This is a genomic window from Paenirhizobium selenitireducens ATCC BAA-1503 (assembly GCF_000518785.1).
Lineage (GTDB): Bacteria > Pseudomonadota > Alphaproteobacteria > Rhizobiales > Rhizobiaceae > Allorhizobium > Allorhizobium selenitireducens.
On sequence record NZ_JAEG01000010.1, the window covers coordinates 21,760 to 34,506 of the forward strand.

A 12,747-nucleotide genomic window follows, 5' to 3' on the forward strand; every position below is an offset into this window, starting at 1 on the left:
GGTTGAATAATTTGAGAACATGCATTAAATGATCCATCAAAGGGGTCCATTAATGCACCTGACACTCCAAACCCATTTTGACGGTGAGTGGCATCACGCCGCGACACTGGAAATCAAGGACGACGCGGCCGGATTCCAGGGCGCGTCGATCGTCGACTACGATCTCGACTATTTCGTCACTGTGGCATCAGCGGAGTTTGCGGCCCGAAAGACGGTCCGCGACCATCGCGCCTTGTCGGTCCGATATCCCGTTGATCTCGAAAATCGATATAGCCGCAGCTGGCCGCCGTTCCTCCTGGATCTCATGCCCCAGGGACATGCAAGACGAAAGCTTGCCGATCACCTCGGCCTTGTTGAAGGCTCGCGCGCTTCCGATCTCCCGTTGCTTCTGCGATCGGCGACGGGCGGCATTGGCAATATCCGCATCAAGGAAGCAGCAGAGGCCGAAACGGAACGGCTGCGGGGTCTTGAGCGCCAAGGGGTGACGGAAGCGGAAATCCTCGAGCGGTCGGATCGCTTCATGGAAGTCGCCGACCGCTTTGGAATGCTTGCCTCCGGCTCCAGCGGTCTGCAAGGCGAATGGCCGAAGGTCTCCATGACGCAGGCGAATGACGGGCTCTATTACCCCGACAGCTTCGTCACCGATGATGAGGCTGTGCGCCACGTCATCGTCAAGCTGGTACGCAGCAACGAGCCTGTGGACCGCCTGATCCTCGAAGGCGAAGCCCTCTATTCGCGGATCGCTCAAGAGATCGGTCTGAATGTCAGCGAACCGTCGACCTATGCCGAAGGCATCCTGATCATTCCCCGTTTCGACCGGAAGAAGAGAGATGGCGGCGCAACCGTCCGACTGGGCCAGGAAAGCCTCGTGTCCGCAATTGGCGTTGCCGATTTCGGCCATGTCGGCACCCATGAAGCCTATATCGACGTTCTGCGCCAATATTCGGCCGATCCCTTCTCGGACATAGCCGAATACCTGAAGCGCGACATCGCCAATCTGGCACTGGGCAATCCCGACAATCACGGCCGGAATTCGGCTCTCAGCAAGCACCAGGACGGCACGATCCGTCTATCTCCGCTCTTTGATTTCGCACCCATGCGATTGGCTAAAGAGGGGATCGTCCGCTCCACGCGATGGGCGATGATGCGTGACGATGGTCGCGATCATCATCCCGATTGGACGAGCATTTGCGCCGAACTGATGCCTGGTCCTGTTGAGCGGAAGGCTCTTGCGGCCGCACTTTGTGAGTTCGCCGAACGCCTGCAGCAGGTGCCGGACAAAGCGAAAGACATGGGCGCGCCTCGCGAAATTCTGGAGCGTGCAATGGGACGCTGCACCGAAATCGCGGATAGCGTTCTGGCGGCGCGCTCGTGATGCCGGAGGACAGCTGAATGGCTCGCTGGAAGAAACCGACGAAAGACGAGATCCTCGAAAACCGGCGAACATTGGCGGAGCGTGCTCGAACGGGTGACTTAAGGCTGCCTGGAGCCGTTTCAGATATCAGAAAAGGTTTCGGCATGACCCAGGAGGAGTTCGCCAAAACGCTTGGGCTCTCCAGGCGCCAAGTTGCGGAACTGGAAGCGGGAACGGCCAATCCCACCCTGGAAACTTTGGAGAAGATTGGTCGGCTATTCGGGTTCGGGGTTGGTTTTGTCCCCAAGAATGCCCAGGCGGACCGGACAAACTAATCATTGTTAAAGCTCCGCGAGCCCTTTGGCGAATTGGTTGGTTCCAGCACTACCTGTTGATTTTTAGCCTTGTCGCTCGCCGGGAGATGAAATCTCAATCAGGCATCCCTGCGTTCGAAGAACGTGAATTGCTTTTCCGATCTGAGCGGTTGGCTTTCCGGTCCCCCTTTCACAGCAAGGGATGCCGAAAGCTGATCTGCAGCCTGCGTGGAAACAAACGCAACGTGCCGGTCGACGGGACCGGCTCGACCCACCGTCGCGTACCCGGCAAGGGCAATAATCAGCATCAAGACCAACTGCAGCGGGTTGGCCTTGCCGAAGCGCGCAGCACCGGTGCCGCCGGCCCTCGATTTTGAGAACCGGCGGGTCGCTCGTGGCTGGAAGCGCCCACCACGGCGTGGACGGACACCGTCTTCGCGGTGCAACCCTGTTCTCCCGCACTGGCGGGCAGCATAATTGCCGATCCCTTCGATCCGGATTAATCGGAGCTCCTCGAATTTACCCTATCCAGACGCGAGGCGGGCTTTTGGAACCGGTTCAACCGACACAGGCCTTCATGTCCTCACGTCTGAACCAGATGGCGCGGCCGCAGCGCAGCGGCGGATTGCCGGCGGTAAACACGATCTGTTCGTCGGTACGCATGCGCAAGACCTCGTAAGGCTGGATCAGAGGCCTCGCTGCAAGCTGCTTCGAGCGTGTTCTGGACGATCCCCTCGGCTGGGAACTGCGGCTGATCTGGTCGATCTCCACCGTGGTCGTCCCGCAGCGGCGCGAGATGTAATCGGCAGTCTCGGGGTCGTTGATCGCGGCGAACGAGATCCAGCTTGCGCTCTCGAACCATTTGCTTGCGGCGTCGCGGCCGCCATAGGTTTCGCGCATCTGCCCGATCGACTGATAGATCATGGTGAGCGTGATGCCGTATTTGCGACCGGCGTCGCGGGCGGTCTCCAGGACCCGCATATAGCCGAGGCGCGCGACCTCATCGAGGAGAAACAGCGCGCGGGCTTCGACTGCACCGTCGCGATTGTAGATCGCATTGAGTAGCGAACCGATGATGACCCGCGCGAGGCCCGAATGGGTTTCGAGGGTCTTGAGATCAATGTTTATGAACACGTCGGTATTGCCGCTCGCCAGCGCTTGCGTCCTGAAGCTCGAGCCGGAAACCAGCGCCGCATAGTTCGGATAGGATAGCCAGTGCGTTTCCTTGATCGCATTGGCATAGACGCCGCTGAAGGTCTCGGGTGTCATGTTGACGAAAGTGGCAACATTCTGCTGGACGAACTCGGAGCCCGAACTCGTGTAGATGTCCTGAAGCCGCTGGCGCAACTGCTTCTCTGGCTCGGAGAGATTGGTGCGGACCTGCCGCAATGTCTGGTTTTCCTCTGTCGTTTGGCCCGACAGGCAGACATCGGCGATCATCGCCGTGAGCAGTTGCAAAGCAGATGCTCGAAAGAAGTCGTCGCGCACGCCGGTCGCGCGTCCGCTATCACTCATGATCCATGAGGCAACGGCGGCAATGTCTTCTTCCTTCGTTCCGCCGCAACTGCCGATCCAGTCGAGGACATTGAAGCCGGACTGCGGCTGCTTCGGATCGAGGATATGGATCGCCCTGTCGGCTTGTCCGCGATGGCCGGAAACCATCGGGGCGACTTCATTCGATGGATCGAGCACGACGAGCGTCCCGCCCCATTTGAGCGCGGTGGGGATCGTCACCGAGGTCGTCTTGAACCCGCCGGAGCCGGCAAAGACGATCCCGTGGGAGGAACCGAACGACCCGTCAAAGCAGAGAAGCGGCGAGCGGCCGCCAAGCCCCCACGTCTGCGCGCAATCGCTACGATAAGATTGCGCCGCGACGTCATCCCTGTCGACGCGATAGCGCTCGCCGACGACGATCCCGCCGGTATCGGGAAAGAGCCTCGCAGCCTGCGCCATCGACATCCATTCGGCCTCTCCGTGCAAGGCCCGCCGGCCGCGGATGCGCTTCGGCTCCGCCTTAACGAATGCCGCATTGCCGATGATGGCGACACGCAGGGCAAAGCACCCCGCCATCAGGACCGCTGCTGCGCCGATCAGGGTTGCCCAATCGATTTGGGTAGAAACGGCGCTTGCCGTCGGCGCCAATGCCGAAGAGCCGATGAGATGCAATGTGGCGCGCATGGCTGCGATCGACATGACGGCGACCGCCCCTGTGACGACACCCCAGCCAACCCACCTGATTTGGCCCGACCCGGCGCCGGCAAACAGGAAGGCGGTGCCGCTGCCGGCGGCAAGGATGTAAGGCAAGGCGACCCCTGCGCGACCGAGCAGGCGACGTGCAGCCTCCGTCTTGCCGAAGCTGACAAGCCATTGTTCGATCCCGTCCAGGCCCATGGTGATGAGCACCATCAGCACAAACGGTGCGATGACGAGTGCGATCCTACTCGCCTTCATCACCGAACGTCTTCACACCTATCATCGTCAGACGGGTCCTTTCGTGCTCGTCGGATTTCAGGCGGTGGCTGAGCTCGACCAGGGCGCCGAGCAGGACCGCGCGTTTTTCAAAGCGCAGGCCGGCTTTGACGATCAGTCCGCCGAGCGCAATCTTCTCGCGGGTATCTTGTCTGCGGGCGTCGGATGAAATGGTTCGGGCCATGCGTTCAAGCCTCGCCAGGGCCGCTCGCAGGCGCGCCAGTTGCGACCGTCTTGTCTTTGGAGCCGGTGCCGGCGACCTCTCCGCCTCTCTGTTCACCACTCGAGGGTCGTGAGCTTGCCCGAAACCGCCTGGCTACGTCTTCGAAAGCGGCCTGAAGCTCCGCCTCGTCAAGCGCGATCTCTCCCAGTCCGGATTTCAGGGCGATCCGGCCGATGCGCTCGGCGTCACGCGTTTCGGCATGTTTCAGCTGTTCCTGGAGTCTCGCGATTTCTTCGCGAAGCTTGAAGGATGGCTTCTTCATCTGGTCGGGTCCTTGTCTGACGGTTCGCCTTGGATGTCACGACAGTCCCGCAGATCGGCATGCCGATCTACTCGCAAATCTGCGAGTTGGCGAAGTGAGCGCCGTTGCGCATGATCCCGCCGTTCCAAAGGAGCGGATCCAAGGGCGCAATTATACGTCGCTATCGCGACGTGTTGCCGAAGCGTCTGGCGGGGCCGCGGCTCGTCGAACCGACGGGTCTTGTTTCCAACCGGGGAAGGAGTTCTGTCGTGGCCGTTCCGCATTTCTCTGTCAGCATCGTCGCCCGGGGTGCCGGCCGCAGTGCCGTCATGTCGGCAGCCTACCGGCATTGCGCGAGGATGGATTATGAGCGGGAAGGCCGGACGGTCGATTACCGCGCCAAGCAGGGTTTGGCTCACGAGGAGTTCGCGCTGCCGGTCGATGCCCCGCAATGGCTGCGGGCCATGATCGCCGACCGCTCTGTCTCCGGGGCATCGGAAGCCTTCTGGAACAGGGTCGAGGCCTTCGAGAGGCGGTCTGATGCGCAGCTCGCCAAGGACGTCACCATGGCATTGCCGCTCGAGCTCTCGCGTGAACAGAACATCGCCCTGGTCAGGGATTTCGTCGAGCGCCATATCACAGCGAGGGGCATGGTGGCCGACTGGGTGATCCATGACAATCCGGGCAATCCGCATGTGCATCTGATGATGACCTTGCGACCGCTGACGGTGGACGGGTTCGGGCAGAAGAAGGTCGCCTTGGCCGGAGAGGACGGCCAACCGCTTCGCAATGATGCCGGCAGAATTGTCTACGCGCTGTGGGCCGGCGGCACGGACGATTTCAACATCTTTCGCGAGGGCTGGTTTGCCTGCCAGAACCGGCATCTGGCGCTTGGCGGTCTCGACATCCGTGTCGATGGCCGCTCTTTTGAAAAACAGGGCATCGAGCTCACGCCCACCGTCCATCTCGGTGTCGGGGCAAAGGCGATCGAGCGCAAGACAACTGAGCGCGATGAGGTTCTTTCGCTCGAAAGGCGTAACCTCCAGGAAGAGCGCCGGGCGCAGAATGCGCGCCGCATCGAGCGCCGTCCGGAAATCGTACTCGACCTGATCACCCGGGAAAAGAGTGTGTTCGACACCCGGGATGTGGCCAAGGTCCTGCACCGCTATATCGACGATGCGGTCCTCTTCCAGAACCTGATGGTGCGTATCCTGCGAAGCCCCGAGACATTGCGTCTAACGCGTGAACGGATCGAGCTTGTCACCGGCGTCCGGGCGCCGGCGAAGTACACGACCCGGGCGCTTATCCGCCTTGAGGCCCGGATGGGATCGCAGTCGCTCTGGCTTGGTCGCCAGTCCTCGCATGGCGTGCGGGACGCGGTGCTGGAACAGAGTTTTGATCGCCATGCCCGCTTGTCTGAGGAGCAGCGAACGGCAATCGCCCATGTCTCAGGACCTGAGCGGATCGCTGCGGTGATCGGCCGTGCGGGGGCCGGCAAGACCACCATGATGAAGGCAGCCCGCGAGGCCTGGGAAACTGCCGGATATCGCGTGGTCGGTGGGGCACTGGCCGGCAAAGCCGCCGAAGGTCTCTCGAGCGAAGCGGGCATTGCCTCGCGCACGCTGTCTTCCTGGGAGCTGGCCTGGAGCAAGGGCAAAAACCAGCTCGACGACAGGACCATTTTCGTGCTGGACGAGGCCGGCATGGTGTCGTCCGGGCAGATGGGGCTGATCGTCGACACCGTCACCCGGTCCGGCGCCAAGCTGGTTCTGGTCGGCGATCCCGAACAGCTGCAGCCGATCGAGGCGGGTGCGCCGTTCCGCGCCATCACTGAGCGGATCGGCTATGCCGAGCTCGAAACCATCTATCGCCAGCGCGCGCAGTGGATGCGCGACGCCTCGCTTGATCTGGCGCGTGGCAGGGTCGGCAAGGCGGTGGAAACCTATCGCTCCCACGGGAGACTGATCGGTGCCGAGCTGAAGGACCAGGCGGTGAGCCAACTCGTCGCCCACTGGAACCGCGATTATGATCCGGCAAAAACCTCGCTGATCCTCGCGCATCTCAGACGCGATGTGGCGATGCTGAATGAGATGGCGCGTGCGAAACTCGTCGAGCGCGGCATGGTCACAGAGGGGTCTGTCTTTAAAACGGAGGATGGCGATCGCCTGTTTGCCGCCGGCGACCAGATCGTCTTCCTGAAAAACGAAACCTCGCTTGGCGTGAAGAACGGCATGCTGGCCAAGGTCGTGGAAGCGGCACCGAACCGCATCACCGCCGAGATCGCAGAGGGCGAACACCGCCGACGGGTCGTCGTCGAGAGCCGCTTCTATGGCAATCTCGATCACGGCTACGCAACCACGATCCACAAGGCCCAGGGCGCGACGGTCGATCGGGTAAAGGTGCTCGCCTCGCTCTCGCTCGACCGCCATCTGGTCTATGTCGCCATGACCCGCCACCGCGAGGATCTCGCGGTCTACTACGGCCGCCGCTCCTTTTCCAAGGCCGGCGGCCTCATCCCCATCCTGTCGCGCAGGAATGCCAAGGAGACGACGCTCGACTATGAGAGAGGCGCACTCTACGGCCAGGCACTGCGCTTTGCCGAAGCCCGCGGTCTGCATCTCGTCCACGTGGCGCGAACGCTGGTGCGCGACCGGCTGGAATGGACGGTCCGCCAAAAACAGAAACTCGTTGATCTGGCAAGCCGCCTGGCGGTCTTCGGTGCCAGGCTCGGCCTTCTCCCCCTCGCGAAGACCAACCCGTTCCAGCAATCGATCCAGGACCTCGCCAAGGAGGCAAAGCCCATGGTTGGCGGCATCACGACATTTGCCAAGACGCTTGAACAGGTGGTGGCTGACAAGCTCGAAGCCGACACCGTCCTGAAACGGCAGTGGGAGGATGTGTCGACCCGCTTCCGTCTTGTCTATGCAGCGCCGGAGGCCGCCTTCAAGGCGATCAATATCGATGCGATGCTGACGAATGAGCCTCTCGCCAGATCGACGCTGGCGAGGCTTGCCGCGGAGCCCGAGCACTTCGGCAGGCTGAAGGGCAAGACTGGTCTCATTGTCACTCGCACGGATAGACAGGATCGCCAGCGCGCCGAGAAGAACGCTCCCATCCTCGTCGAAAGTCTTGAGAATTATCTGCGCCTGAGGGAGGGCGCCGAGCGGCTCTACCGGGGAGAAGAGCTTGTCCGGCGCCAGGCGCTGTCGATCGACATTCCGGCGCTCTCGGCCCGCGCCGGTGACGTGCTCGAGCGCGTGCGCGATGCGATCGATCGAAACGATCTGCCCTCAGCATTGGCCTTCGCCCTGGCCGACCGACAGATCAAGGTCGAGCTCGACCGTTTTGCCAAGGCGGTTTGCGAACGGTTCGGCGAGCGGACCTTCCTGACGATGGCCGCGGGAGATGCCGATGGCGAAACGTTCCAGAGGATAACCTTGGGCATGGCACCGGGCCAGAAGGCGCAGGTGCAGCAGGCCTGGAGCGCCATGCGCGCGGTCCAGAGGCTTGCCGCGCACGAGCGCACGGCACTTGCCCTGGAGCAGGCCGAGGCTCTCAGACAGACCAGGGCATTGGGGCTTTCACTGGAATGAAGACGTTTGCGCCCACCGACGGTCACCTTCGAACCAGGGCTAAGAGGGTCCTTGCCATCTTGGTCCTTGCAGCACTTGGGCTCGCCATTTTCTGTGCGGTGGCATTTTTCGGCGGCTACAGGATCAACATGACCCCCAGCGCGCCGCTCGGGCTCTGGCGGATCAGGCCGGTCGGCCGGCCGGCCGCGGTGGGTGACCTCGTCTTCATCTGCCCACCCGACACCCCTGAAATCCGTATCGGGCGTGAGAGATCCTACCTGCGGGCCGGCCTGTGCGCCGGCGGTGTCGCGCCGCTGATCAAGACCGTCATTGCCACGGCCGGGCAGAGGGTCGAAGTCGGACAGGACATCCGCGTCGATGGCATCGTCATCGCCCATTCGACCATCGCGAAGGCCGATGCAAAGGGACGCCCCTTGTCTGCCCATCCCGGCGGCGTGGTCCCGGACGGTTTCGTGCTTCTCCATTCCAGCTTCGAGACCTCCTACGATTCCCGCTATTTTGGTCCCCTGCCCGCTTCCGGCGTTCTCGGGCTGGCGCAGGAGGTACTGACCCATGCGCCGTGAGGGGATCCGGACACTGGTGCTACCGGCGTTCGCCGCTATCGCCGGCTGGGTCGCATGGAGCGGTCTTGTCCTGCTTCTTCCAGTCGCGCTCGCCTTTCCGGTCCTCTGGTCGCTCGCGCAAAGCAGGCGGACTGCGGCGCTCGTGTCGGCCGCTTATTTTCTGGCGGCGTCGCGGGGGCTGCCCCAAGGGATCGCCGCCTTCTATCAGTCGGATCTGTGGCCCGGATTGCTGCTCTGGCTCGTGGCGTCGGTGAGCTTCGTCATGGTTCACGCCCTGCTCTGGACACCAAGCCAGGGACGGCGGCCCCTTCGCTATCTGCTTGCCTGCCTGCTCACGGCAATTCCGCCGTTTGGCATCACCGGATGGGCGCATCCGATCACGTCCGCAGGTGTAGTGTTTCCGGAATGGGGGTGGTGGGGGCTTGCCGCAACAACTGCCGGCCTGATGGGACTGACGTCCCGCATCAGGCCGGCGGTCACAATTTTGCTCGCTGGATTCTGGCTCTGGTCCGCCGCATTCTGGACCATGCCCAAAATACCAGTGGGTTGGCAGGGTGTCGATCTCGACCTTGGCGCCTCGCTTGGGCGCGATGCTGGTCTAACCCGGCAGCGAGCCCTGATTGCGATCGCGCAAGAACGAGCAGCGGCCGGCATCGGGACTGTTCTGCTTCCGGAAAGCGCAATCGGCAGCTGGACGCCGACGGTCGAGCGGTTGTGGACGACGGCTCTTGAGGATCGGCCCTTGATCGTGCTTGCCGGTGCGGTGGTCATCACGCCTCATGGGTACGACAATGTTCTGGTCGCGGTCTCTCAGATCGGCGGACGGATCCTCTATCTCGAGCGCATGCCGGTGCCCGGATCGATGTGGCAGCCCTGGCGATCATGGATGGGCGTCAGTGGCGGTGTGCGGGCGAATGTCTTTTCAAACCCCGTCGTCGATCTGGGCGGCCGCAAGCTTGCGCCGCTCATCTGCTACGAAATGCTTCTTGTCTGGCCGGTCCTGCACTCCATGCTGTACGATCCGGACATAATCGTCGCCGTTGGCAACGGCTGGTGGACGGTCGGCACATCCATCGTATCCATCCAGCGCGCCAGCGCCACCGCTTGGGCGCATCTCTTTGGCAAACCCCTCGTTCTGGCTTTTAATACCTGACAGCCCCTGGCGCGCGGGACCATAGGAGGGACCGCCCTTCCCTCACCTGCCCGGTCGTGCGAGCGACCTGGCAATGTCGATGATGTCGTCACGCGCCGCCGTCGGATCCTCCTTGTTCCAGGCAACCCCAAGCCCGATCCTGAAATCGATGCCCCGAACCTTCTTCAGGACGATATCACGATCAGGAAGCTCGGCCGTCCATTCCGGGGCAAAGCCGACTCCGAGACCGGCCGACACCAGCGAGATCAACGCGAAGGTGTCGTCGCAGGTGTAGGCGACATTGCCGGTCAGATCATGCTCATCGAACTTTTCCGCGAAATACCGCTCGGTGAAGGAGAGGTTCTGCCGCTTGAACCCGATGATCTTCTGGTCGCGCAGATCCGAGACAGAGACCTCGTCGAGACCGGCCAGCGGATTGTCCTGCCCTACCGCCAGCAGGTAGCGCTCATGCGCAATGGAGAAGAAGCGCAACGAACCGATGTTCTCGACCGGCCGGATGAAGCCGAGGTTGATGCGGCCGCATTCCAGCTGGCGGATGATGTCGCTGGTCGAGCCATTGGAGACATGCAGGCGGATATCGGGGTACTTCCGGCCAATGCGCGACAGGAACGCCGGCAGCACGCCGGTGGTCGCCGGATAGATGGTTCCGATCCTGATCTCGCGCACCGTCTTGCCGGCAACGGATCGCGCCATCTCGGCCGAGAGCTCCAGATCACTCAGCATCCGGACACAGCGATCGTAGAACACCTCCCCTGCTCTGGTCAGTTCCACACGTCGCGTCGAGCGCAGCAGCAACTGCACCCCCAGAGACTTCTCCAGCGCCTGCACCTGCGTGCTGAGCGCCGGCTGGGCGATGTTCACCCGCATGGCGGCACGGCCGAAGTGCAGTTCTTCGGCAACCGCCACGAAGTAGGAAAGTTGGCGGATTTCCATGACGCACCTTCTGCGCTCGATCGAGCGCAGCCCAACAAAAGAGCGCTACCGTAATGGCCACAAAGAGCCGCTGCTGCAATGCACAGCGAATCCATACCGGCCGCCAATCATTGCAACCGGAGCAATCAAAAGATAACTTAAGAGCACATAGCATCCATTAATTTCGTTTTCAATACTGAACTTTCGAAAAAAGAAGGTTACGTTGATAAAATCCGCCCAATGCCGCGCAGCACGAGCCCTGCTGGACTGGACACAGAACGACTTGGCCAGTCGTACGGCCATCAGTGCAGTGTCCATCCGAGCGTTTGAGCGAGGTGGAGAAATGCGTGAGAGTAACCTCAGACTACTTCGTCTAACCTTTGAGGCTGCCGGCATCGTCTTTGAAGAGGAGGGCGAGATGGTTCGAGGCGGAATTGGGGTGCGCCTGAAGGCGAGTAATCCCTAGGGTAAATTTCACCCCCCCCCACATTCCCCTTTGCCCCATAAGCCGCCGTTTCATGCGCTAGTCGGTCGTGACCGTTTTGGGGCCGGCGGCGGTCTGTCCGCTGCTAACATGCCCGAGAAGTAGAGCGGACATGTGATGCCGTTGTGCCACGATTTGGGTTCGCGGCAGATGTCGCGGACACCAGTTCCGAAGCAGGGAGCAAGTCTGCGCCGTTCTCGCGGCAGCGCGCGCACGGTTCTCCGCTGCAGGTTGATCAATGGGGAGCACGAGGCTGCCACTGCCCTTGATCGCCCGGCCCACGCATTTCATACACGTTGCGCATGAATCCTCCCCGATAGCTATTGGACGCTGCAGTGTCCAGGCTTCACCATCGCTCCGGGAACAATCTTAAAAAGAGCGAGAAAAATTCATGAAAACAACGCGATGCTCAATCGTGCTTCTGTCGCTGGCCCTTGTGGGACAGGCTGAGCCGCTTCATGCCGAAACCCTTGTCCTCAACAGCTATGGCGGGCCTTACGAGCAGATCATCCGCGAAAGGATCATCGAGCCCTTCGTCAAGGCATTCGGCATCGAAGTCGTCTATGATGCGGTGGGTTCCTCTTCGCAGGACTATGCCAAGATCAAGGCGACGGCCGGGCGCCCCGGCTTCGACGTCGTCGTCATGACCGCATCGCAGGCGCTGCAGGGCTGCAAGGAAGGTCTGCTGGAAAAGCTCGATGTGGCGCGCATCCCCAATCTGGCGGCGCTTGCCCCGAGTATCGCGGCCGTGGCCGGCCCCTGCGGCGCGGTCCACGAGATCCAGTACATGTCGCTGCTGTATCGAACCGACCACTTGTCCCAGGCGCCGACGTCATGGAACGCGCTCATGGCGCCCGAACTGAAGGACAGGGTGGTTCTTCCGACGTTCCAGAACGTCATGGCGGTGGATCTTCTTCAGGTCATGTCGGTGATCAATGGCGGCGGTCTTGTCGACGATCTCGATCCGGGCTTCGCCGCGATGGCCAGGCTCGCCGAACAGTCGATCGGCTTCGAGCAATCCTCGGCAATCCTCGAGAGCTACATCAAGGACGGGACGGTCTGGGCCATGCCCTTCTGGAACGGGCGGGCCCAGTTGCTGGTCGATGCCGGTGAGCCGGTCGATTATGTTCGGCCAAAGGAAGGCACCATCCCGCTGATCGCCACGCTCAGCATTCCGGCCGGGGCCGAAAACAAATCCGCCGCGCTGAAGTTCATCAATTTCTTCCTCGAAAAGTCGAGCCAGGAAGCCTGGGTGTCCGGCTACAAGGTGGGCAGCGCCCGTGCCGATATCGAGGTGCCGGAAGCGCTTCGTGAACGGCAGATCACGACCGAAGCCGATCTGAAGACCCTGCTTCTGCCGGACCTCGCAATTGTCGCTGAGCGCCTGCCGGATTGGGCAGATCGCTGGGAGCGCGAAGTCGTGCCCGCGGCGAACTGAGAG

At 61.8% G+C, this 12,747-nt stretch carries 10 protein-coding genes and 1 pseudogene; 6 read left to right on the forward strand and 5 right to left on the reverse strand.

Going from position 1 to position 12,747, the window contains the following annotated elements; translation table 11 throughout:
* The first annotated feature begins 52 nt into the window (after window positions 1–52).
* Together L867_RS0114935 and L867_RS0114940 are read left to right on the forward strand one after the other, a co-directional pair.
* A complete protein-coding gene (locus L867_RS0114935) occupies window positions 53–1,375 on the forward strand; it encodes a type II toxin-antitoxin system HipA family toxin (protein ID WP_028737637.1) in 1,323 nt (440 codons plus the stop codon).
* 17 nt (window positions 1,376–1,392) lie between these two features.
* On the forward strand, window positions 1,393–1,689 hold the full coding sequence (locus L867_RS0114940; protein WP_028737638.1) for a helix-turn-helix transcriptional regulator: 297 nt from the start codon (window positions 1,393–1,395) through the stop codon (window positions 1,687–1,689).
* 63 nt (window positions 1,690–1,752) lie between these two features.
* On the opposite strand, the pseudogene L867_RS28175 reads toward L867_RS0114940, so the two are convergent.
* The 4 genes and pseudogenes from L867_RS28175 to traC all read right to left on the reverse strand — a co-directional run.
* Window positions 1,753–1,848: pseudogene (locus tag L867_RS28175) on the reverse strand (transcriptional regulator); the annotation flags it as partial.
* Between the two features lie 378 nt (window positions 1,849–2,226).
* Window positions 2,227–4,119 (reverse strand): Ti-type conjugative transfer system protein TraG, encoded by a 1,893-nt coding sequence (gene traG, locus L867_RS0114945; protein ID WP_028737639.1) that lies wholly within the window; start codon window positions 4,117–4,119, stop codon window positions 2,227–2,229.
* Window positions 4,106–4,321 carry a type IV conjugative transfer system coupling protein TraD gene (gene traD / locus L867_RS0114950; RefSeq protein WP_028737640.1) on the reverse strand — a complete coding sequence of 72 codons (216 nt, stop codon included), beginning with the start codon at window positions 4,319–4,321 and terminating at the stop codon, window positions 4,106–4,108. Before traD ends, traG begins: the two co-directional genes overlap by 14 nt.
* A 4-nt stretch (window positions 4,322–4,325) precedes the next feature.
* Entirely contained in the window at window positions 4,326–4,622 is a 297-nt protein-coding gene (gene traC, locus L867_RS0114955; RefSeq protein ID WP_028737641.1) for a conjugal transfer protein TraC, read from the reverse strand.
* A gap of 248 nt (window positions 4,623–4,870) precedes the next feature.
* On the opposite strand from traC, the gene traA reads away from it, so the two are divergent.
* Genes traA through L867_RS0114970 form a run of 3 tightly spaced genes read left to right on the forward strand, consistent with a single transcriptional unit; the run spans window position 4,871 to window position 9,910 of the window.
* A complete protein-coding gene (gene traA, locus L867_RS0114960) occupies window positions 4,871–8,194 on the forward strand; it encodes a Ti-type conjugative transfer relaxase TraA (protein WP_028737642.1) in 3,324 nt (1,107 codons plus the stop codon).
* Window positions 8,191–8,757 (forward strand): conjugative transfer signal peptidase TraF, encoded by a 567-nt coding sequence (gene traF / locus L867_RS0114965; protein WP_028737643.1) that lies wholly within the window; start codon window positions 8,191–8,193, stop codon window positions 8,755–8,757. Before traA ends, traF begins: the two co-directional genes overlap by 4 nt.
* Complete coding sequence (locus L867_RS0114970; RefSeq protein ID WP_028737644.1) at window positions 8,747–9,910, forward strand: conjugal transfer protein TraB; 1,164 nt, start codon at window positions 8,747–8,749, stop codon at window positions 9,908–9,910. Before traF ends, L867_RS0114970 begins: the two co-directional genes overlap by 11 nt.
* Window positions 9,911–9,952: 42 nt before the next feature.
* On the opposite strand, the gene L867_RS0114975 is transcribed toward L867_RS0114970, so the two are convergent.
* On the reverse strand, window positions 9,953–10,843 hold the full coding sequence (locus L867_RS0114975; RefSeq protein ID WP_028737645.1) for a LysR family transcriptional regulator: 891 nt from the start codon (window positions 10,841–10,843) through the stop codon (window positions 9,953–9,955).
* A gap of 854 nt (window positions 10,844–11,697) precedes the next feature.
* Between L867_RS0114975 and L867_RS0114985 the strand changes: the two genes are divergently transcribed.
* Window positions 11,698–12,744, forward strand: a complete 1,047-nt coding sequence (locus L867_RS0114985; RefSeq protein ID WP_028737647.1) for an ABC transporter substrate-binding protein — start codon at window positions 11,698–11,700, stop codon at window positions 12,742–12,744.
* Window positions 12,745–12,747 lie beyond the last annotated feature (3 nt).